The sequence below is a fragment of the Salipiger bermudensis genome (assembly GCF_019801965.1).
In the GTDB taxonomy this organism is placed as follows: domain Bacteria; phylum Pseudomonadota; class Alphaproteobacteria; order Rhodobacterales; family Rhodobacteraceae; genus Salipiger; species Salipiger bermudensis_A.
This window is the reverse complement of record NZ_JAHVIA010000014.1, coordinates 13697-33489: the sequence shown is the minus strand read 5'-3', so window position 1 is coordinate 33489 and position 19793 is coordinate 13697. Positions and strand designations below refer to the sequence as shown.

Sequence of the window (19793 nt, the reverse complement as noted above, 5' to 3'; positions counted from 1 at the left end):
CGCAGCACGGTCGGGGTTGCCTGCCTCGACCTCGGGTCGCAGGACGTGCGGCGCATGACGACAGCGCGACGAGGGGATAGCGCCAGATGATCTTTCGCAACAGACAGGCCTGGCCGCCAAAAGCCCTGAAGGGGACGATCTTCATCATCACCTATGGCCGCTCCGGCTCCACCTTGCTGCAGACCATCCTGCAATCGATCCCCGGGGCCCACATCACCGGGGAGAACGGCGGCGCCCTGCACGGGCTCTACCAGTCGGCATCGAGCCTGCGCCAGGCGATCCGCAACCACGGACAAAAGCCGCATCCGCAGAGCCACCCTTGGCACGGCCTGCACGAGGTCTCGGCCGAGACCTATGAACAGCGCCTGGCCCAGACCTTCATCGAGGAGATCCTGCACCCTCCCGCCAATGCCCGCTGGATCGGGTTCAAGGAGATCCGCTATCCCAGCCTGGGACAGCGACTGCCCGGGTTTCTCAACTTCTGCAGCCGCAGCTTTCCCAACCCGGTCTTCGTGTTCAACTCGCGCGACGCGGAGGCGGTGCGGAAATCGAAATGGTGGGCCGACCAGCCGGCACAGACCGTGATCGACATGGTGCAGGAGTCAGACCGTCTGTTCGAGAGCTACACGCGCCGTCACCCAGACCGCGCGCATCACGTGAGATACGAGACCCTGCTTGCGGATCCCGCCTCCCTGAAGCCGCTTTTCGACATGCTCGACGAACCCTTCGACGCGGCGCACGTGACGGCCGCGCTGGCCCGCAAGCTGACACATTGAGCCGAGGCCGAGATCACTGCGCGGCACGGGCCGACGCGGCCTCGGCATCCGCGTCATAGCAGCCCAGCAGCGCCTCGAAATGGGTGCTCATGTCCACCGGCTGCATCGCCCCCTGCCAATAGGCCTGCATGTCCACCCGGCCGTCGAGCAGCGCCGCGATCCGGTCGTGGAACGCGGCCACGTCTCCGGCCTTGAAGACCATCTCGGGGCAGTTGCCCAACTCCTGCGCCCCGCCCATGTCGGCGCAGAGCAGCGGGATGTGGCGCGCGTGCATCTCGATCGCGACCTGGGGCAGGTTGTCGTGCCACAGGACCGGGATCAGACCGACATCGACCTCGGCCAAGAGCCGGTCGAGATCGTCATGCGAATAGCCATCGGCATAGGTGAGCTCGGCCAGGTGCGGCGCGAGGTCGGAGAGCCGGTCCATGGTCTCGCGGTCGCCGCGGCGGGCCGCCACCTCGAGGCGCAGGCGCCCGGCCATCTCCGCCGGCATCTCCTCCAACGCCTTGAGCAGGAAGTAGAACCCCTTGTCGCGGCGCATGTAGCCCAGGTAGGCGAGGCGCAGCGTGCCGTCGTCCCGGCGCGGAAACGGCCTCGGCTCGGTGCGGGCGAAGGCACCGGCTTCGCGGCTGCCGATATAGGAGGTGCGGGCGATCTCGGGCGTCACGCCATGCGCCACCGCCAGCTTTCGCACCGCGTCCGAGACGCAGAGCACCGCGTCGCAGTTGCGGTTGATCAGAGACACCATTTCCGCCCGGCGGGCCGCGAACGGCGCCCCATCGGGCGCGCTGATCCGGGTCAGTTGCCCCGGCGCTGCCCGGCGCGTTCGGCTGCGCCGCCCCAGCGCCTTCACGCCGGCGACCCCGCGGGCCGCGCGCACGCCGATCCGCAACGCGCCGGAGAACAGCACGTCGAACGCCCGGCTGCCCGGCCGCACGCCGAGCCGCTTCAGCCTGTAGGACAGACCGTTTGCCAACCGCACCAGGCGGGTGTCACGCCGGTGGGTCAGGCAATGCACGCATTTCCGGCCCTCATCGTAATCGCCGCAGGTCTCGCGCTCCTGATGCCAGAAATTCACCTGCGGACAGAACGGGTAGTAATTGTGAAGCGACAGCACCACGCGCGTGTCCGGCCAACGTGCCTTCAATCCCAGGACCGAGGCTGGCAATCCTTCGAGATTGTTGAAATGCACCACGTCATAAGGGCCGGTGGCCTCGAGGAACTCATGGAACACCGCTTCGGTCGCCGCATGCGCCACCTGGGCCGGGTCGCCATAGCTGTGATGCGAGGGGGAGAGGGTTCCGGAGTTGACGATCTCGTAGCGCCGCGCGCGATCCTGATCGGTGCCGTGCCGCATCCTTTCCCATCTCGGAGCGCCGCCGCGCAGATCATAGCTGATCCCCGAAGACAGGAAGACCGTCTCGACGTCACCGCGCCGGTCCGCCTCGGCGATCAGGTTGCGCTGGTAGACCGTCACGCCGCCGCCGCGCTTCTCGTCGTCGAGATAGTCGACCCAGTTGTAATACAGGACCCGCATCGGACGGCTCATTTGCGTCCCTCCAGGCGGCGTTCGAGCGCGTCGAGCCGCGCCTCGGTCTGATCGAGCCGGCTCGTCAGCTCCCTGTTGCGGGCCTGCAGCCGCTCGCGCAGGATCTGCTGCTCGCGCAGGGCGGTGGCCATCATCCGGGTCAGTTCTCCCTGCCAGTCCGGATCCGGGCTGGGCATGTCCGCGGCGAACGCCTCCGGCGCCACCTGGTTTCCGGGCAGGTCCCTGAGGGCGTCCAGCCCGCTCTGCGTCCGCTCCACGATCGTCGCGAACCCGGGCGCAGCGGCGAGATCCGGGAGCGCCTTCTCCGCCCGGGTCCCCATCCATTTCCGGAGCTCCGGCGTCAGCCCGGCCTCCTGCATGGCCCGGTTGAGTTCGAGCAGCCGGTCGTCGAGCCGCGGATTGACGTCGCCCTCGGGCAGCACCCATCCGCCCAGCTTCGGGCGGCAGTCGAAATCCACCCCCAGAGCGGCCAGGAAATCCCGGAACAGGCCGTTGTCCAGGCGCAGATCCTCACGGTAGGGCCGCACCATCACCGCCTCGGGGCCGAAGATGTCGACCCAGGGGCGCAGCGCCTGCCCGTAATCGTAATGCACCGGCTCCATCACGCTGCGCACCGCCGCGTTGAAATCCGGCGGCGCCGCGCTCATCTTGATCAGCTGGTTGTACCAGGACCGCAGATGCGCTCCCGGAGAGCGCAGGTAGGCGATGACGCGGATGTCGAAGCGGCGCATCTCGGGCGTGACGATGTCGCGCAGGATCTCGGCGGCGCGGGGATGGGCCCCCATGCGCATGAACTCTTCCGAACTGACCAGCACCGCCGGCGCCGGCGAGGCGGAGGCGTGGTCGAACAACCGGCGCCAGATCTTCTCCGGCGGGGTCGGGTCGGCATAGCCATGCATCAGGGTCGACACACCGGCCTTGCGATAGATCGAGAAGGCGAGGCTGGAATGCTTCGCATGGTTGCGCAGCTCTTCCGCGTAATCCACGCCGCGCCGGACCAGCCGCTTCTGGTTGTTGCTCAGGAAGACCTGCAGGGCCGTTGTTCCGGTCTTGTAGTGACCGATGTGAAGATAGATCGTCTTGCGCATTCTTTCCGGCCCCAACCTTTGCGCCGGTTATCGCCCGGCCATTTCGCGGATTCAAGCAACCCCGGCCGCGCTCCGGGGGCGGGATCCGGTCAGCGGGAGCGCTTTGCCTCCACCAGCTGGAGATGCACCCGGATGGCCTCTTCGAGATCCTCGAAATAGAGCAGCTTGCCCTCCGAGAGCACGATCCCCGCGTCGCAGAATTGCCGGACCTGGCCCATTTCGTGGCTGACCAGGATGGCGCTGGCATTCTTCACCCGGTCGGCGAAATATTCGCGGCTCTTCGCCCGGAACGCCGCGTCCCCGACCGAGGTGGCTTCGTCCACCAGGTAGGTGTCGAAGCGAATCCCCATCGAGGCTCCGAAGGTCAGTCGCGCCCGCATCCCCGAGGAATAGCTGCGCACCGGCATGTGGTAATGTTTGCCCAGCTCGGCGAAGTGGGCGACGAACGCCACCAGGTCGTCGCCGTCGACGCCGTAGATCCGGGCGATGAAGCGCACGTTCTCCGCACCGGTGAGCTGCGGGTGAAACGAGCCGGCGAACCCGACCGGCCAAGAGATCGTACCGTCGCTCACCACCCGCCCGCTATCGGGACGCAGGATGCCGGCGATGATCTGCATCAGGGTCGATTTCCCCGCCCCGTTGCGCCCCAGCAAGGCCAGGGACCTGCCGGTCGGAAGCGTGAGGTCGAGGTGGTCGATCACCACCTTGCGCTCGCCGCGCACCCAGTAGCTCTTGCTGAGATTCTCGAACCGGATCATCCGTCCGGTGCCTCAGGCCCGATCGCGGATCGAGTAGTAGACCAGCGCCAGGGTGCCCCAGGCCAGCAACAGGAACAGTCCGGTCAGACCGGCCAATGTGAGGCGGCGCGGGTACTCGCTCGTCTCCGCCAGCGTCGGCGCCAGATAGGTGGCGAGGTAGCGGCTCTGACGCAGCGCCTGCGCCTTGGCGACATCGAGCGAAGCCAGCGCCGCGCGGTAGCTCTGCTCGGCATATTCGCGATCGACCATGAGCCCTTCGTATTCCGCCAGAAGCTCGGGGTAATCCCGTCCGTCGGCGCCGGTCTCGGGGTTCTCGGTCGCGACATTGCGGCGCTCTTCGGCGATGCGGCCCCGGATCGCGGCGATGGTGCGCTGAGCCTGGGTCACGCGCGGGTCGCTCTCGCTGGCCTGCTCGCGCAGCAGGTCGTACTCGATGAGCGCCTGTGCGAGCTGCTGCTGCAGGCTGCTGAGCACCCCCATGCGGCCCTCCAGGTCGGAATCGGGATCGACGATCTGGGTGCGGGAGCGGAAGGCGGTCAGCGCCTCGCGGGCGGTCTTCAGCCGCGCCACCGCCTCGTCGAGATCGGATGTCGCGTAGCGCAGCGCATCGGCGCGGGCCTGATCGTTGAGCGCGTTGATCACCTTCTGGCTCTCGTCGAGAATCGCCTGGGCGATCTGCTGCGCGGTGTCGGGGTCGAAGGCCTGGACCCGGAGCTCCGTCAGCCCCGAGCTCTGGTCATAGGAGACCCGCACCACGCGCCGCCAGAACCACTCCAGGTCCTCGATGCTGGCATCGGGCCACAGCGCGAAGGCAGGGTCGGATCCCCAGTGCGCACTGTAATGCTCGCGCAGGCCGACCCGCTCCTCCACGGTGCGGATCAGAGGCTGACTGAGAATGAACTCGTAGAGGATGTCGCCATCGGAAGACACGCTGCCCCCGGCGATCTGCGCCAGCCCCCCGAGAAGCTCGGAAGCGCTGCTGCTTTCCTCCGAGCGAACGATGAAGCCGGCGGTCGAGCCATACTGATCCTCGGCCACAAGAGAGAGGTATGATGACACCACAACGAACGGAGCGATCACCATCAGCAGGAATGACAGGGCGAGCCCCCAATGGCGCCGCTTCATCCGCGCCGCGTTGACCGGAGGCTGCAGCTTGCGGGAGCCTTTCTGCGCTGCGGGGCGCTGAGCGCCGGGATGTGCTTTTCCCGTGTCGCCTCCGCCCGGGGTGTTCCCGGGCCGAGCGGACGTCTCGTTGGGTTTCGGAGCGCTCGGCTGCTGAACCGCATCTTCCATGGGTGCTGTCCTGCCTCAGGGTCTTCGAAGTGGACCATTTGAAATCCCCGCAGCTATTACATATGAGATCGGAGGACGCCAGTAGTGGGACGCCTGCCCGTGCCTTCTGAACCCGCCTCTTCCATGCCCCCGCTGTCCCCCCGTGTCGGCACCACCCGCAGCTTCGCCACCCTGCGGGCGGTCAGCGCGCTGATGCTCCGGGAAATGGCCACCCGTTACGGGCGCTCGCCGGGCGGCTATCTCTGGGCCCTTCTCGAACCGCTGGGCGGCATCATGGTCATGGCGCTGGGTTTCTCGCTGCTGCTGCGCTCGCCGCCGCTGGGCAACTCCTTCATGCTGTTCTACGCCACCGGCTTCCTGCCCTTCTCGCTCTACCAGGGGATCGCGAGATTCGTGGGCGGCTCCATCGAGTTTTCCAAGCCACTGCTGCAATATCCCGCCGTCACCTGGGTCGATGCGGCCATCGCCCGCTTCCTGCTCAATGCGCTGACCGGCATCCTGATCGCCCTGCTGCTGATCAGCGGCATCATGATCGTCAGCGAGACCCGCGCCCTGGTCGAGTTGCCGCCGATCGTCACCGCGATGTCGCTGGCCCTTCTCATCGGCCTCAGCATCGGCGTGCTGAACTGCGCCCTGTTCGGTCTTTTCCCGGTCTGGACACAGGTCTGGGGGATTTTCACCCGCCCGCTGTTTCTCGCCTCGGGCGTGCTGATCCTCTACGACGACCTGCCGACCAGCGTGCAGAACATCCTGTGGTACAACCCGCTGATGCACGTGACCGGACTGATGCGATCAGGCTTCTACCCGAGCTACCGGGCGGATTACGTCGATCTCACCTATTGTCTCGCCACCGGGCTGATCCCGCTCTTTCTCGGTGTCGTGCTGATGAGCCGCTACCACCGCGAGATCCTCGCCAACAAGTGATGGGCCTCAGCCCCGCCGCGCCCAGCCCACCACCTCCGCGTGGCTGGTGCCGGTGCGACGCAGGACGCCATCCCGCAGCGCCCGCAGCACGTAGCCCAGGAAAACCCTCTTTTCGCCGCCATGATCGCGCACCCTGGAGAGCCATTTCAGCGCCATCATCGGAAGCACCAGAGGAAAGAATGGCCCCGAGGCGATGCGATAGACCAGCAGGAGATTGCGGTAGTAGTAGTAGCTCTTCCACAGCGGGCGGAAGCGCCGATCTGCTCCGGTCATCGAGGAGAAATCATGCTCGAAGCGCAGCGAGGGGTCGAAGACGATGCGCCCCCCTGCCCGGGTCACGCCGAGCGTGTAAAGCACGTCATCCCCGTAGATGAAGAGGCTGCCATCGGGATACCCGGCGCGCGAAATCGCCGCCCGCGAAATGAACAGCCCGACGAAGGAGGTGCCGTCGATCTCGCAGAGATGCCCGGCATCATATTCCTCGCGCCCGAGATGGAAGCCGTCCCGCCCCTTGCCGAAGATCGTGCGCAGGAACACGTCGCGGTGCCAGAACGGGTTCAGCCAGGGACGGTTCATGTCGCAGATGCGGCCATCGGGATGGTAGACCGCCGCCGCCCAGACCTCGGCAGCGCTGCGGTCTTCGGCCTGGAAGCGCTCCAGCGCGCCGGGCTCGGGGCGCCCGTCGTCATCCATCACCAGCACCCAGTCGGGATCGAAGCGCGTCACCGCCAGCCGCATGCCGGTCTCGAACCCGCCTGCCCCGCCGCCATTGGTTTCGCAGCGATGCACCACCAGCCTTGGATCCGACTGCTCTGCCAGCCAGGACGCGGTCGCGTCGGTCGAGGCGTTGTCGACCACCAGAACGGCCTCGAGCGCGTCCGGACCTGACCGCAGCAGACGCGCCACGGTGACCTCCAGCTGCGCCAGCCGGTTATAGGTCACCACCACCGCCACCACGCGGCCTGCCCTACCTTCTGTCTGCGTCACGTCGCCTCTCCGTTTTTCGCTCCACGCAAAGGTCACAATGGCCCGGTGGTGTCAAACGCCCCGCCCCCTTACAGGATGACGCGTGCCGCCGCATGTGGCAGGAAAGATCGGGAACAGACCGGGAAAGCCCATGCAGATCCAAGACACCGCCCTGCTCGGGGTCAAAATCCTCACGCCCCAACGCTTCGGGGACAACCGCGGGTTCTTTTCGGAAAGCTGGAACAGGGCGCGCATGGCCGAGCACGGGCTCGACCATGACTTCGTACAGGACAACCATTCGCTCAGCGCCACGCAGGGCACCGTGCGGGGCCTGCATTTCCAGAGCCCGCCGCATGCGCAGGCCAAGCTGGTGCGCTGCGGCCGCGGCCGGCTCTTCGACGTGGCCGTCGACATCCGCAAGGGCAGCCCGAGCTACGGCAAATGGATCGGCGTCGAGCTGAGCTTCGAGAACGGCCACCAGCTGCTGATCCCGGAGGGCTTCCTGCACGGCTTCGTCACCCGCGAGCCCGATACCGAGATCATCTACAAGTGCAGTGATTACTACGCCCCGGATTGCGACGGCGCGGTGCGCTTCGACGATCCCGAGATCGGCATCGACTGGGGCCTCGACAGCTCCGAGGCGGTGCTGTCCGAGAAAGACGCCGCGGCGCCACTGCTGAAGGATTTCGACAGCCCCTTCCTCTTCGAGGGCACGCAGGCATGAAGCTCCTCGTCACCGGCGGTGCGGGCTTCATCGGCTCGGCGGTGGTGCGGCTCGCGGTCTCGCGCGGGCACGCGGTGGTCAACCTCGACGCACTGACCTATGCCGCCTGCCTCGACAATGTCGCCCCGGTGGCCGACAGCCCGCTCTATACCTTCGAGCACGCCGACATCCGCGACCGCGCGGCGCTCGACCGGATCTTTGCCGCGCACAAACCCGACGCGGTGATGCATCTCGCCGCCGAGAGCCATGTCGACCGCTCGATCGACGGGCCCGGGGATTTCATCGAGACCAACATCACCGGCACCTACAACACGCTGGAAGCGGCCCGCGCTTATTGGCTGGCCCGGGGCAAGCCGGAGCGCTTCCGCTTCCACCACATCTCCACCGACGAGGTGTTCGGCTCGCTGCCCGACGACCCGGAGGCAATGTTCACCGAAGACACGCCCTACGACCCGCGCAGTCCCTATTCCGCCTCGAAAGCCAGCTCCGATCACCTGGTGCGCGCCTGGCACGAAACCTATGGCCTGCCGGTGGTGCTGACCAACTGCTCCAACAATTACGGCCCCTACCACTTCCCGGAAAAGCTCATCCCGGTGGTGATCCTGAACGCGCTCGCCGGCAAGCCGCTGCCGATCTACGGGACAGGCGCCAACATCCGCGACTGGCTCTATGTCGAGGATCACGCCGACGCGCTGCTGCTCGTGGTCCAGAAGGGCGCACTGGGGCGCAGCTACAATATCGGCGGCGAGAACGAGCGCAGCAATCTCGAGCTGGTGAAGACGCTCTGCGGCATTCTCGATGCGAAACGCCCGAAGGCGACCGGCTCCTATGCCGACCAGATTACCTTCGTCGCCGACCGCCCGGGGCACGATGCCCGCTATGCCATCGATCCCTCGCGCCTTCGCGACGAGCTGGGCTGGCGCCCTTCAGTAACGGTCGAGGAAGGGCTCGAGAAAACCGTGCAATGGTATCTCGACAACGAGGCCTGGTGGCGCCCGTTGCAGGCCCGAAAAGGCGTTGGCGAGCGGCTCGGGGTGCGGGCATGAGCCTGCTGGTCTTTGGCCGCAGCGGGCAGGTCGCCACAGAGCTGCGGCGGCAGGCCGAGGTCACGGCGCTTGGCCGTGAAGATGCCGATCTCACAGATCCGGACGCCTGCGCCGCAACCATTCTCGCTGCCCGGCCCTCGGCGGTGATCAATGCCGCCGCCTATACGGCGGTCGACCGCGCCGAGGAGGAGGAAGCCCTCGCGACGGTGATCAACGGGGAGGCGCCCGGCGCCATGGCCCGCACCTGCGCAAAGCTCGCCATCCCCTTCCTGCACGTCTCCACCGACTATGTCTTCGATGGCAGCGGCGACGCGCCCTGGCACCCCGAGGACACCCCGGCTCCGATCAACGCCTATGGCCGCTCGAAGCTCGCCGGGGAAACCGCGATCCGCGATGCCGGCGGGCACTGGGCGGTGCTGCGCACCTCCTGGGTCTTCTCGCCTCACGGCGCGAATTTCGTGAAGACCATGCTGCGCCTCTCGGAGACCCGCGACGCGCTTTCCGTGGTCGAGGACCAGATCGGCGGGCCGACCCCGGCCTCCGGCATCGCAGCGGCGCTGCTGAGCATGGTCGGGACGATGCAGGCGGGGCAGGGCGGCGGGCTCTACCATTACGCCGGGGCGCCCGCGACGAGCTGGAAATGTTTCGCGCGCGAAACGTTTGAGCGCGCCGGGCGGCAGGTGTCCGTCACCGGCATCCCGACCGTCGACTACCCGACCCCGGCGCAAAGGCCGCTCAATTCGCGGCTCGACTGCAGCTGCCTCGAGGCGGATTTCGGCATCTCGCCGCCGGACTGGCGAGACGCGCTTTCGCAGACTCTGAAGGAGCTCACCTCATGACAGCACGCAAGGGCATCATTCTCGCCGGTGGCTCCGGAACACGGCTCTATCCCATCACCATCGGCGTCTCGAAGCAGCTTTTGCCGGTCTATGACAAGCCGATGATCTTCTACCCGCTGTCGGTGCTGATGCTGGCCGGGATCCGCGAGATCGCCGTCATCACCACGCCGCAGGACAGCGAACAGTTCCGACGCACGCTCGGGGATGGCAGCCAGTGGGGTCTGAGCCTCAGCTACATCACCCAGCCCAGCCCGGATGGTCTCGCACAAGCCTATCTGCTGGCCGAGGAGTTTCTCGCCGGCGCCCCGAGCGCGATGATCCTCGGCGACAACATCTTCTTCGGTCACGGCCTGCCGGAAGAGCTCGCGGCGGCGGATGCGCGCGGGCAGGGGGGTACCGTCTTCGGCTACCGGGTGGCGGATCCCGAGCGCTACGGCGTCGTCGACTTCGACAGCGCCGGGCGCGTGCGCGGCATCGTCGAGAAGCCCGAGGTCGCGCCCTCCTCCTTCGCCGTGACCGGGCTCTACTTCCTCGATGGCAGTGCCCCGGAACGGGCCCGCGCGGTCACCCCTTCGGCGCGCGGCGAGCTCGAGATCGTCTCGCTTCTGGAGATGTACCTGGCCGAGGACGCGCTGCACGTTCAGCAGATGGGCCGTGGCTATGCCTGGCTCGACACCGGCACCCATGCCAGCCTCCTGGATGCGGGCAATTTCGTCCGCACGCTCTCGGAGCGGCAGGGGCTGCAGGTGGGCTGCCCGGAAGAGATCGCCTATGGCAAGGGCTGGATCGATGCCGAAGCGGTGCGCAAACGCGCCGAGAGCTTCTCGAAGAACAGCTACGGCCAATATCTTCTGAGACTGCTGAAATAGGCTCTAAACCGCTGTCTAGAGCCTATTCAGTTCCTCAGTCGCGTTCCGCGATCCAGGCCAAGAGCGCTTCGCGCAGATCCTCGGTCAGCGCCGTGCCCGAGAGCTCGAGCCGGTTCTGGTCCGGATGGAACCTGGCCTGAAGGCCGGGACGGGGGCGCAGGGTCAACGGCTCCGGTTTCGCAGCACGCGCCGGTTGCCCGGCAGACCGTTCCGCCGCTTCGGCCCGGCTGACCCAGCGCGTGAGCCAGGCCAGCTCGTCCTCGGCAGTATCGCGGGGTGCCGCGGCGCAGATCTCGGCCAGCGCCGCGGCGCGGCCGGGATCGCTCTCGATCTGCTTGGCGAGCCGCAGCCCAAGCCGCTCGCCGATGGCCTGCGGAAAGCGCAGGTGCTCGCCCAGCAGCGAAACCAGCGAAACGAAGCTGCCGATCTTCGAGCGCTTGGCCCGCGAAGCGGCCGCGAACAGGCTCTGCAACGCCTGCTTTCGGGTCTCGAACACGCCCTGGGAGACCGCGACCTCGACGATGCGGGCGCGCTCGAAATAGCTCAGCCCGGCGCGGATCTCATTTTCCTCGACCATGGCGCGATAGGCATCCGAGGCGGTCTCGGGGCGGCGCTCCAGCGCCAGCACCGTACCGTCCCCGTCGCCCTCTTCCGAGAGCCGCATCAGCGCCTGGCAGCGACGCCAGCCCGAGATCAGCCCATAGCGCCCATCGGCCAGCGGCGTGACCTCGATCGGGGTCTGCTGGCCACGGTCACGCAGCGAGGCCACCAGCGCCGCCATCTCCTCGTCATCGGCCACCATGCGGTCGCGCACGAGATAGCCCATGTCGATGCGTTCGAGTGGCAGGCTGGCGATCATCCGGCCGGTTTCGCGGGCCCGTGACAGCTCTCCCGCGACCTCGGCCAGGGCAGCGCTGGCGGAACTGTCGGCAGCCACGTCGGCGATCGGCGCCCGGGTGATCTGCGCCGGGGCAGGGGCGGCGGCCACCGGCTCGGCGGGCTGCCCGAGAAACATCGGGTTGGCGGGTGTCAGGCGCTTGCGCTTGGCCATGATCTCTCTCCTGTGCTGGCGGGCGCGCGACCCAGGGTCATTCCGCGGCCGCCGCCGCTTCGGCCCGCGCGTCGCGGCGCCAGGCGCCCACGAGCAGCTGCTTAAAGGCGGCATAGGTGGCATCGAAGGTTTCGCGGCCACGCACGTAGGTCTCGCGGTTGAAATCGCGGTAATCGGCCTCGTAGATGCCCTGCACCTGCTCGCCGGCCTGGCCGATCAGCGCGGTGAAGCCCTGACGATGCGGCGACAGCACCTCGCCGAGATAGGCTTGCATGAGGGCCGCGAGCTCGGCCTGCTGGGTGCCGTCGTAGCGCGTCACCACGGCGCGCACCGCATCCCATTCGAAGTTCAGCTCCTCGCGCCCCAGCGCCCGCGCCGCCAGGTTCTCGGCCTCCTCGATCGAGCCGAAGGTGGAGTGCAGCATGTCGAAGAAGCGCCCGGTGCTGTCGAACTCGAGGAACGAGGCCCCGAGCGGCACCAGCAGGATGTCCGCCGCCGCCAGCCCGTTGATGGTCAGGTAGCCGAGCGCCGGAGGGGTATCGAGGAAGATGATGTCATACTCGTCGAGCAGCCCGCTCTCGTCGAGCGTGTCGGTCAGCGCGTCCCAGAGTTTCCAGCCGCGTGCGCCCATGCGCCAGACCGGGATCTGGAACTCGGCCCAGTAGAGGTTCAGCTGCGCCCCGATGAGATCGATATTGGGCCAGTGGGTCGGCTGCACCAGCGTTCGAGGATCGATCTCGAGCGCTTCGGCCAGGGTGTCGTCGAGCGGCTGGGGAGCCTCGTTCCGGTCGAGCCGGCGCTGGTTCTCGGCTCTCAGGTAGCGGGCGTAATGCCGGGCCAGCAGCGGGAACACGGTTTGCCATTCATCCTCGACCTTGCCGCCGAAGATCGAGGTCATCGATCCCTGGCTGTCGAGATCGATCACCAGCACCTTGTAGCCGTCGAGCGCCGCCGACATCGCCAGATGCGCCGCGGTCGAGGTCTTGCCGACGCCACCCTTGAAGTTGGCCACAGCCACCATCTTGGCGGGTTGTCCCTTCGGTCGGTAGGGGAGGTATTCCTTGGTCTTGGAGCCTTCCTGCCCGAAATGCGCCTTCAGCCGCAGCACCTCGTCGAGGGTGAACCACTTGGCACCGCCCTCGGTCTCCGAGCTGCCCTGCGGCAGCTCGGGGTTCTGTTTCAGCACGCGGCGGAAATGCCCTGTCGCGACCGGGATCAGGTACCGGGTGATCTCCCAGGTTGAGAACAGCCGCAATTGCCGGGAACCGCTTTCCTCCAGCCCGCGGCTGGCGAGGTCGGTGCGTCCGGCTTCGCAGGCCCGGGCGATCTCGCCGAAGCGCGCGGTGGAGGCCGGCGCCCCGAGCGCGGCCTCGGCCTGGTCGGGATCGATGTTGAAATAGGGGGGCAGGGTGCCCTTGCTGTCTGCTCGCATCAGACGCCTCATGTGCGCATTTTTTGCCAAGATAGCAGAAAACCGCTCACATGGAAGGAAAGACCGAACACAGAAAGGATTTCTAAGCAAATCCGGGTGTTTCGGGAGGCGTTGAGGCGGGGGAGGTCGGCGAATGCTGATTTTTGTTGTTAGAAATTTGTTAGTTTATTCGTTACGGGGCAAGCCTGTTTGGGCAAGGATTTGAAGATATGGGTTTTTTGGCTGCCTCTTCTGCTCATGGCGACTCTGATACCACGTTGATGCGACTCCGAACCCACGATCAGGCGACTCCAATCCGCCGAAGCCGCGCTGGACGGGGGCTGTGGATAAATCTACGCTGGTGTCACTGAAACCCCGAAAGGAATCGGGGGCAGGGCAGACCCGCCGAAGCGGGCAACGAGCACGGGCAGGACAATGACGGCAGCGACACGCGGGGCAGGGGGGCTGATGCCCGATCGCCACCCCACCGGGGATTTCTTCATCTGCGACATTTTCGGGGCCAGTCCGAAGGATGATCTCGGCACCATGGAGCATCCGGTGTTCTCGCTCTCGACCCGGCCCGACCGGCGCATCCTGAGCTACGAGCACAACGGCACCGAGGTGCAGGTGACGCCGAGCGTGCGGGGCCGGGCGACGATCCACGACAAGGATATCCTGATCTACTGCGTCAGCCAGCTGGTGGCGGCGGTGAATGCCGGGCGCGAGACCTCCCGCCACCTGGTGCTCAAGGCGCATGACCTGCTGGTCGCCACCAATCGCGACACCTCCGGCGACAGCTACGCCCGGCTGCGCGAGGCCTTCGAGCGGCTGGCCGGCACCCGCATCACCACCAACATGGCCACCGGCGGCGAAGAGACGACCAGCGGCTTCGGCCTGATCGAGTCCTGGGAGATCCGCCGCAAGACCCGGGGCGGTCGGATGATCTCGGTGTCGGTCACCCTGTCGGAATGGCTCTACCGGGCGGTGCTGGCGAAATCGGTGCTGACGCTGAGCCGGGACTATTTCCGCCTGCGCAAGCCACTGGAGCGGCGGGTCTACGAGCTGGCGCGCAAGCATTGCGGGCGGCAGCCGGAGTGGCAGGTGAGCGTGGCGGTGCTGCACAAGAAGGCGGGCTCGACGGCCCCGGTGCGGGTGTTTCGCGCGGCACTGCGCAAGATGATCGCCGCCGACAACCTGCCCGACTATGCCCTCACCGAGGAGCCGGGCGATCTGCTGCGGGTCACCCGCCGGGCGCAGGTGGTGGAGCCCGACGCACCGGGCGCGCCGCTGCTGCGCCCCGAGACCCTCGACACGGCGCGCGAGCTGCTCCCGGGCGCGGATGTCTACGCGCTCGAAGCGGATTGGCGGAGCTTCTGGGCCGATAGCGGCCGCCCGCGGCTGGGCGACCCGGACAAGGCGTTCCTGGGCTGGCTGCGCAAGCGTGGCGAGGGCTGAGCCGCGCCCGGCTCAGCTGGCGTAGCCGGCCAGGGTCACCGGCGTGCCCGCGGTCAGCTCCGAGTTCGGCAGGACGAACACGCCCATGTCGCGCAGGGTCAGCGTGCCGCTTTCCTTGGGCAGATTCATGATCAACGTGTGATAGACCGCGTCTCCGGTCAGCGGAGAGCCGGGCGCGGCGGTGTGCAGCAGCGTGCGGATGGCCGGGGACGCGCCGACGGCAAGCTGGTCCATCAGCCAGGTGTCGCCATGCCCACCGCCTGGAAAGGCGGAACGGATGAAGACCGGCAGGCTTGCCGGCTGATCGCCGCTGATCTCGGCCACGAGCCCCAGAACGTCGCTGTCCTGCAGGCCGGTCTCGCCGAGGGCGATGTTTAGGGTAAACCAGGCGGGAGATTTGGCGATCTCGATCCGGGCCGAGAACAGGCTGCCGGGGCTGCTGTCAAGCGTGACGGAGACGTCACCATCTTCGGTGTCCCAGCTGAAATACAGGCCGTGGCCGAGCTTCTCGCCGCTCTTCACCGGCTGTTTCAGGCTTGCGCCGCGCAGCTGCTCGAAAGCGGCGGCGGTGGTCAGTTCGATCGGATGCGTCACAGGGGCCTCGCAGTCAATTCGTCATACGCAAGATCGCGCGACCTCCGCGTTATGGCGCAGCCGGACTGCCCTGTCGAGAATGGCGGCGGCCCGGGTGTGACCGGAGGGTGACGCTTTTCCGACGCGCCGCTCTGGCACCCGGGGGGCGGTTGTGATTTCACTGCAACCGTATTTCACCTATCCATTGGCCGTCAGACCGCCGCCACCCATGCCTTCCCGGCCGCAAGGACTTCAGCCCGACCATGCCCCAGACCCCAGCGCTTTCCCCTGCAACCCTTCCGGTGGTGATCCTGGACCAGGGGCCCATGCCCGAAACGCTGGAGAGCCTGGCCAGTGACGCCAGCCCGAAGCTGACCCTGCAAGTCCAGCCGGATCTGCAAATGGCGCTGCAAGCCGGGACGGAGGCGCCTTTCGTGCTGGTCATCCTGAGCAGCCTGGAAACCGCTCTGGTGGCGGCGCTGGGCGCAGGGATGCCGCCTTCCGAAGCGCTCGCCAGGGAAACCGCTCAATTGGAAGAGCAGCTCGTCGGGCTGCGCCCGCACCGGCGGCAGATCCTGGTCCTCGAACGCTCGGCGATGCAGGCCGACCCTGCCGCCTGTGCCGCCTTGCTGTCGGATCGCCTCGGCTGCGCTTTCGAAACGGATGTTACGGCCGACCCGTCGCTGGATCTGCCACGAGAGCGCCCGCTGCAACGGTTGATGGCCCGGGTTCTGGTGCATGAAAACAGTCTGGCCCGCCGGTTGGAAGACGAGCTCGAAGCCAGCATCGCATTGGCCGCCGACGAAACCGACAAGGTGGCACAGCTTGATCGGCTGCATGCCGCCTTGAAAGAGGATCAATCTGCCCAGGCCATCGACCTCGGCTGGGAACTCGAGCAACGCGAGGCGGAGGTCCAGCTCCTGCTCGCCAATGTCGCCCAGCTCGAGGAGCAGATGCAGGAAGACAGTCTCGAACTCGGCCTGCAGCAGAGCCTCCAGTCCGGCATGGCCGTCGAGGGCGGCCGACGCACGGTGCGCGAGGAGATCCTCGGGGCGGCGCTGCTGCGCAGCCTGAGCGAGCTGCAGCGGGGGCGCGAGGCGGAGGCCTTGCTAGACGGGGTCTATCGTTCGACGTCGTGGAGACTCACCTCTCCGATGCGAACGGTGCGCCGCGGTTTCCGGAAACCCTGATCCGCGGTGCCGGTCGGCAGGCTCTCTCCCCGGCGTGTCGCGCTGCCCCGGCAGGCGCGGCTGTTCGTCGATGTGCAGCATGGCTTGTGCAACCGCCTGCGCGCGCTGGTCTCGGCCGCGGTGATTGCCCGACGCACCGGCCGCGAGCTGGTGGTGATCTGGCTGCCGGACCATCATTGCGACTGCCGGATCTCCGACCTGCTGGACTATACCGGGGCAGTGGTCGAGGAGCCCGGGTTGGCGGCGCTGTGCCGGCAAAAGGCGCGGCGGGTCTACAATTACATGGAGGTCGAGTCGGGCGCCCGGTTCGAGGAGCCGGTGCTGGCGGAGGATCCGGGCGGCGACATCTACGTGCGCTCGGCCTACACGCTGGTTAGCCCGCATCGCAGCATGGAGGAGGAGCAGGAGATCCTGCGCGGCCTCGTGCCCTCGGCGCCGGTGCGGCGTCTGGTCGAGAGCGTGCGGCGCCCGAACGCGGTCGCGGTTCACGTGCGCATGGGCACCGGGCCGGGCTTCGACCACCTGAGCTACGAGGCCCCGGGCAACTGGCCCGAGGCGCGCCACCGCGAACTCATCGAGTGGCGGCAGAAGAGCGACGCGCGCCACTTCATCGCGCGGCTTGATGCGCTGATCGCCGAGGGACGGGCGGAGACGATCTTTCTCGCCGCCGACCTGCCACAGACCTACGCGGCGTTCATCGAGCGCTACGAGAGCCGGATGGCCTACCTGCCGCGCGATCTCTACGACCGCTCGGCACGCCAGCTGCAATACGCGCTGGCCGACCTGCTCCTGCTCACCGCGGCGCCGCTGTTCCTGGCCAGTACCTGGAGCTCGTTCTCGGACCTGGCACAGCGTCTGGCCCGGCCGGGGCGGCCCTTCGAGCGCAGCGGCACGGATTTCTAGGCCGTGTGCGACGATTGTAAAACCAAGATCGATATGGCCTTGTCATGTCGGAATGCCGGAAGGGACACATACTGCACATGTCGGTTCTTGAACTAGTGAAGGGGGGCGAGCGCCCGACCGTGATCTGTATCGGTGCGCCGGAGCGGCATGCCTGGGCGGAGCTGCTACGCGCGGACCTGAGACGGTTGATCGTGCTGGAACCCGATCCCGACAAGGCAGCCGTCCTGCAGGCCTCGGCGGAGAGCGATCCGAGGGTCGATCTGCGTCCGGTCGCGCTGGGCCGGACGAGCGGTGCAGATCTCCTGACGGTCTATAACTTTCCCGGACTGCGGGGCTTTTCCGAGCCCCAAGAGGCGTTGCAGGCCTTGTTCCCGGGCCTGAAATCGCGCCGGAGTCATCATGTGCAGACGCTGGCTGTTGCCGATCTGCTGGCGGAAATCCGTGATCTGCCGGGGCCCCTGTGCTGGGCGATCGACGACCCTGCCAGGGGGCATGAGATCCTCCTGGGCCTGTGCGAAGCAGACGCGCTGAGCAGGATCGACCGGCTTTGGATGCGCTGCGGCGTGGAGCCGATGTTCGCAGGGGCCTGGGATGCCGGGGCGGTCTCGGAGTGGTGCCGGGGCGAGGGACTCACCCTGCTGGAGACCGACGCCTCCGATCCCGATTGGCCGGTGCTGAGGTTCGAGGTCGATCCGCTGGCCCGGAAGCTGAGAGCCCTGGAGGCCGAGCTGCGGCTTCAGCGCGGCCGCCTCGAGCAGCTCGAGACCGCGCTCGGGCAACGGGGTTGAGAGGCGCGCAGGCGGGGCCGGTCACCGGGCTTCGCAAAGCGAGATCGAATGACCGGGATCCCGATGCGGGGCCATGGCGATCCGCGCCATTCTGTGACGCGGGATGGGTCCGGGGGCCCTCGGTTTTCGAGCCTAACAGGCGGCAGAAGCCGGGGTTCGAAGGTCTCCGGGCCGCGCGGGGGCTCATCTCCGTGATGCGCACGGACAACCTTAAGCAGGGTTTTGCCGGTCCGGCCTTTACTTCGGGCGCATGTCGCTTAAACGGGTCATGGCATCATACGCAAGCGAGGCATTGAAGAAGATGAAGGTTGTTATCCTGGGTGGAGATGGGTTCTGCGGCTGGCCGAACGCACTCTATCTGTCGAACCGTGGCCATGACGTGATCATCGTCGACAACCTTTCTCGTCGGGAAATCGACCTGGAGCTGGAAGTTGACAGCCTGACCCCGATCCGCCCGATCGGCGAGCGTCTGCGGGTCTGGAAGGAACTGACCGGCAAGGAGATCAAGTTCCACAACTTCACCGTGGGCGAGCACTATCATCGCCTCCTGACCCTGATCCAGGACGAGAAGCCGGACGCGATCATCCACTTCGCCGAGCAGCGCGCCGCGCCTTATTCGATGAAGTCGTCGGCGCACAAGCGCTACACGGTCAGCAACAACCTCAACGCCACCAACGATGTGCTGGCCGCGGTGGTGGAATCGGGTCTCGACGTGCACCTGATCCACCTCGGCACCATGGGCGTCTACGGCTACGGCACCGCCGGCATGAAGATCCCCGAGGGCTACCTGAAGGTGAAGGTGCAGACCCCCGAGGGCGAGAGCGAGCAGGAAATCCTCTACCCGACCAACCCGGGCTCGATCTACCACATGACCAAGTCGCAGGATCAGCTGCTGTTCGCGTTCTACAACAAGAACGACGGCGTCAAGGTGACCGACCTGCACCAGGGCATCGTCTGGGGCACGCAGACCGAAGAGACCAAGATGGACGAGCGGCTGATCAACCGTTTCGACTATGACGGCGATTACGGCACCGTGCTGAACCGCTTCGTCATGCAGGCGGCGGTCGATTACCCGATGACGGTGCATGGCACCGGCGGCCAGACCCGTGCCTTCATCCACATCCAGGATACCTGCCGCTGCATCGAGCTGGCGCTCAACAACCCGCCGCAAGCCGGCGAGCGCGTCAACATCCTCAACCAGATGACCGAAACCCACCGGGTCCGGGATCTTGCGCAGATGATCCACGACATGATGGGCGCCGAGATCGCCTATCTCGACAACCCGCGCAACGAGGCTGCCGAGAACGATCTCCACGTGGCCAATGATCGCTTCCTCGGCCTCGGCCTGAAGCCGATCCGCCTGGAAGACGCCGGGGGCCTCCTCGAGGAGGTGAAGGACATCGCGCAGAAATACGCCGAGCGCTGCGACAAGACCAAGATCCCCTGCGTCTCGCTCTGGCGCTAAGCTGATCCGGACGGGGCGCCTAAAAATTATGCGCCCCGTCCGTCCAGATATTGGAATTGCACGCGTCACGTCTGCCCTTGCCGTGGACCTCGCGCGTCTGCGGCGGCATTTCGGTTCCTGTGCAC

Annotated in this window: 19 protein-coding genes; 11 read left to right on the top strand and 8 right to left on the bottom strand. The window is 66.8% G+C overall.

What is annotated here, in order from left to right; all coding sequences use genetic code 11:
• Positions 1 to 86: 86 nt before the first annotated feature.
• Positions 87 to 776 carry a sulfotransferase gene (locus KUV62_RS22075; protein ID WP_222605921.1) on the top strand — a complete coding sequence of 230 codons (690 nt, stop codon included), beginning with the start codon at positions 87 to 89 and terminating at the stop codon, positions 774 to 776.
• A gap of 13 nt (positions 777 to 789) precedes the next feature.
• Here KUV62_RS22075 and KUV62_RS22070 read toward each other — a convergent pair whose 3' ends face one another.
• From KUV62_RS22070 to KUV62_RS22055, 4 genes are all read right to left on the bottom strand, one after another.
• Positions 790 to 2325 (bottom strand): glycosyltransferase, encoded by a 1536-nt coding sequence (locus KUV62_RS22070; protein WP_222605920.1) that lies wholly within the window; start codon positions 2323 to 2325, stop codon positions 790 to 792.
• Entirely contained in the window at positions 2322 to 3413 is a 1092-nt protein-coding gene (locus KUV62_RS22065; RefSeq protein WP_222605919.1) for a sulfotransferase family protein, read from the bottom strand. The genes KUV62_RS22070 and KUV62_RS22065 overlap by 4 nt, the downstream gene beginning before the upstream one ends.
• Positions 3414 to 3502: 89 nt before the next feature.
• Positions 3503 to 4171 carry an ABC transporter ATP-binding protein gene (locus KUV62_RS22060; protein ID WP_222605918.1) on the bottom strand — a complete coding sequence of 223 codons (669 nt, stop codon included), beginning with the start codon at positions 4169 to 4171 and terminating at the stop codon, positions 3503 to 3505.
• A gap of 12 nt (positions 4172 to 4183) precedes the next feature.
• A complete protein-coding gene (locus KUV62_RS22055; RefSeq protein WP_222605917.1) occupies positions 4184 to 5296 on the bottom strand; it encodes a sugar transporter in 1113 nt (370 codons plus the stop codon).
• Between the two features lie 291 nt (positions 5297 to 5587).
• Between KUV62_RS22055 and KUV62_RS22050 the strand changes: the two genes are divergently transcribed.
• A complete protein-coding gene (locus KUV62_RS22050) occupies positions 5588 to 6388 on the top strand; it encodes an ABC transporter permease (protein WP_222605916.1) in 801 nt (266 codons plus the stop codon).
• Between the two features lie 6 nt (positions 6389 to 6394).
• On the opposite strand, the gene KUV62_RS22045 is transcribed toward KUV62_RS22050, so the two are convergent.
• The gene (locus tag KUV62_RS22045) at positions 6395 to 7375 is read right to left on the bottom strand and encodes a glycosyltransferase (RefSeq protein ID WP_315901609.1); all 981 of its coding nucleotides are present in this window, start codon (positions 7373 to 7375) and stop codon (positions 6395 to 6397) included.
• A 130-nt stretch (positions 7376 to 7505) separates the two neighbouring features.
• Here KUV62_RS22045 and rfbC point away from each other — a divergent pair, with 130 nt between their 5' ends.
• The 4 genes from rfbC to rfbA are packed head-to-tail and all read left to right on the top strand — an operon-like array spanning position 7506 to position 10832.
• Positions 7506 to 8078: a dTDP-4-dehydrorhamnose 3,5-epimerase gene (gene rfbC / locus KUV62_RS22040; RefSeq protein WP_222605915.1), complete on the top strand. Its 573-nt coding sequence runs from the start codon at positions 7506 to 7508 to the stop codon at positions 8076 to 8078.
• Entirely contained in the window at positions 8075 to 9124 is a 1050-nt protein-coding gene (rfbB, locus tag KUV62_RS22035; protein ID WP_222605914.1) for a dTDP-glucose 4,6-dehydratase, read from the top strand. Before rfbC ends, rfbB begins: the two co-directional genes overlap by 4 nt.
• Positions 9121 to 9963, top strand: a complete 843-nt coding sequence (rfbD, locus tag KUV62_RS22030) for a dTDP-4-dehydrorhamnose reductase (RefSeq protein ID WP_222605913.1) — start codon at positions 9121 to 9123, stop codon at positions 9961 to 9963. Before rfbB ends, rfbD begins: the two co-directional genes overlap by 4 nt.
• Positions 9960 to 10832 (top strand): glucose-1-phosphate thymidylyltransferase RfbA, encoded by an 873-nt coding sequence (gene rfbA, locus KUV62_RS22025; RefSeq protein ID WP_222605912.1) that lies wholly within the window; start codon positions 9960 to 9962, stop codon positions 10830 to 10832. Before rfbD ends, rfbA begins: the two co-directional genes overlap by 4 nt.
• 34 nt (positions 10833 to 10866) lie before the next feature.
• On the opposite strand, the gene KUV62_RS22020 is transcribed toward rfbA, so the two are convergent.
• Complete coding sequence (locus tag KUV62_RS22020) at positions 10867 to 11883, bottom strand: ParB/RepB/Spo0J family partition protein (protein WP_222605911.1); 1017 nt, start codon at positions 11881 to 11883, stop codon at positions 10867 to 10869.
• A 37-nt stretch (positions 11884 to 11920) separates the two neighbouring features.
• Positions 11921 to 13315 (bottom strand): AAA family ATPase, encoded by a 1395-nt coding sequence (locus KUV62_RS22015; RefSeq protein WP_222605910.1) that lies wholly within the window; start codon positions 13313 to 13315, stop codon positions 11921 to 11923.
• A 447-nt stretch (positions 13316 to 13762) separates the two neighbouring features.
• Between KUV62_RS22015 and KUV62_RS22010 the strand changes: the two genes are divergently transcribed.
• Positions 13763 to 14749, top strand: a complete 987-nt coding sequence (locus tag KUV62_RS22010; RefSeq protein WP_222605909.1) for a replication initiator protein A — start codon at positions 13763 to 13765, stop codon at positions 14747 to 14749.
• 12 nt (positions 14750 to 14761) lie between these two features.
• Here KUV62_RS22010 and KUV62_RS22005 read toward each other — a convergent pair whose 3' ends face one another.
• Entirely contained in the window at positions 14762 to 15343 is a 582-nt protein-coding gene (locus tag KUV62_RS22005; protein ID WP_222605908.1) for a hypothetical protein, read from the bottom strand.
• A 305-nt stretch (positions 15344 to 15648) separates the two neighbouring features.
• Here KUV62_RS22005 and KUV62_RS22000 point away from each other — a divergent pair, with 305 nt between their 5' ends.
• From KUV62_RS22000 to KUV62_RS21985, 4 genes are all read left to right on the top strand, one after another.
• Positions 15649 to 16512, top strand: a complete 864-nt coding sequence (locus tag KUV62_RS22000) for a hypothetical protein (RefSeq protein ID WP_222605907.1) — start codon at positions 15649 to 15651, stop codon at positions 16510 to 16512.
• A gap of 6 nt (positions 16513 to 16518) precedes the next feature.
• The gene (locus KUV62_RS21995; RefSeq protein ID WP_222605906.1) at positions 16519 to 17415 is read left to right on the top strand and encodes a hypothetical protein; all 897 of its coding nucleotides are present in this window, start codon (positions 16519 to 16521) and stop codon (positions 17413 to 17415) included.
• A 77-nt stretch (positions 17416 to 17492) separates the two neighbouring features.
• Positions 17493 to 18203 carry a hypothetical protein gene (locus tag KUV62_RS21990; RefSeq protein WP_222605905.1) on the top strand — a complete coding sequence of 237 codons (711 nt, stop codon included), beginning with the start codon at positions 17493 to 17495 and terminating at the stop codon, positions 18201 to 18203.
• A 301-nt stretch (positions 18204 to 18504) separates the two neighbouring features.
• The gene (locus KUV62_RS21985) at positions 18505 to 19668 is read left to right on the top strand and encodes an NAD-dependent epimerase/dehydratase family protein (RefSeq protein ID WP_222605904.1); all 1164 of its coding nucleotides are present in this window, start codon (positions 18505 to 18507) and stop codon (positions 19666 to 19668) included.
• The last annotated feature ends 125 nt before the right edge of the window (positions 19669 to 19793 follow it).

Bases quoted from the DNA above. Each gene is read 5' to 3' on its own strand.
- KUV62_RS22075 (WP_222605921.1), top strand. From the start codon at position 87: ATGATCTTTCGCAACAGACAGGCCTGGCCGCCAAAAGCCCTGAAGGGG.
- KUV62_RS22070 (WP_222605920.1), bottom strand. From the start codon at position 2,325: ATGAGCCGTCCGATGCGGGTCCTGTATTACAACTGGGTCGACTATCTC.
- KUV62_RS22065 (WP_222605919.1), bottom strand. From the start codon at position 3,413: ATGCGCAAGACGATCTATCTTCACATCGGTCACTACAAGACCGGAACA.
- KUV62_RS22060 (WP_222605918.1), bottom strand. From the start codon at position 4,171: ATGATCCGGTTCGAGAATCTCAGCAAGAGCTACTGGGTGCGCGGCGAG.
- KUV62_RS22055 (WP_222605917.1), bottom strand. From the start codon at position 5,296: ATGAAGCGGCGCCATTGGGGGCTCGCCCTGTCATTCCTGCTGATGGTG.
- KUV62_RS22050 (WP_222605916.1), top strand. From the start codon at position 5,588: ATGCCCCCGCTGTCCCCCCGTGTCGGCACCACCCGCAGCTTCGCCACC.
- rfbC (WP_222605915.1), top strand. From the start codon at position 7,506: ATGCAGATCCAAGACACCGCCCTGCTCGGGGTCAAAATCCTCACGCCC.
- rfbB (WP_222605914.1), top strand. From the start codon at position 8,075: ATGAAGCTCCTCGTCACCGGCGGTGCGGGCTTCATCGGCTCGGCGGTG.
- rfbD (WP_222605913.1), top strand. From the start codon at position 9,121: ATGAGCCTGCTGGTCTTTGGCCGCAGCGGGCAGGTCGCCACAGAGCTG.
- rfbA (WP_222605912.1), top strand. From the start codon at position 9,960: ATGACAGCACGCAAGGGCATCATTCTCGCCGGTGGCTCCGGAACACGG.
- KUV62_RS22020 (WP_222605911.1), bottom strand. From the start codon at position 11,883: ATGGCCAAGCGCAAGCGCCTGACACCCGCCAACCCGATGTTTCTCGGG.
- KUV62_RS22015 (WP_222605910.1), bottom strand. From the start codon at position 13,315: ATGCGAGCAGACAGCAAGGGCACCCTGCCCCCCTATTTCAACATCGAT.
- KUV62_RS22010 (WP_222605909.1), top strand. From the start codon at position 13,763: ATGCCCGATCGCCACCCCACCGGGGATTTCTTCATCTGCGACATTTTC.
- KUV62_RS22000 (WP_222605907.1), top strand. From the start codon at position 15,649: ATGCCCGAAACGCTGGAGAGCCTGGCCAGTGACGCCAGCCCGAAGCTG.
- KUV62_RS21990 (WP_222605905.1), top strand. From the start codon at position 17,493: ATGTCGGTTCTTGAACTAGTGAAGGGGGGCGAGCGCCCGACCGTGATC.
- KUV62_RS21985 (WP_222605904.1), top strand. From the start codon at position 18,505: ATGAAGGTTGTTATCCTGGGTGGAGATGGGTTCTGCGGCTGGCCGAAC.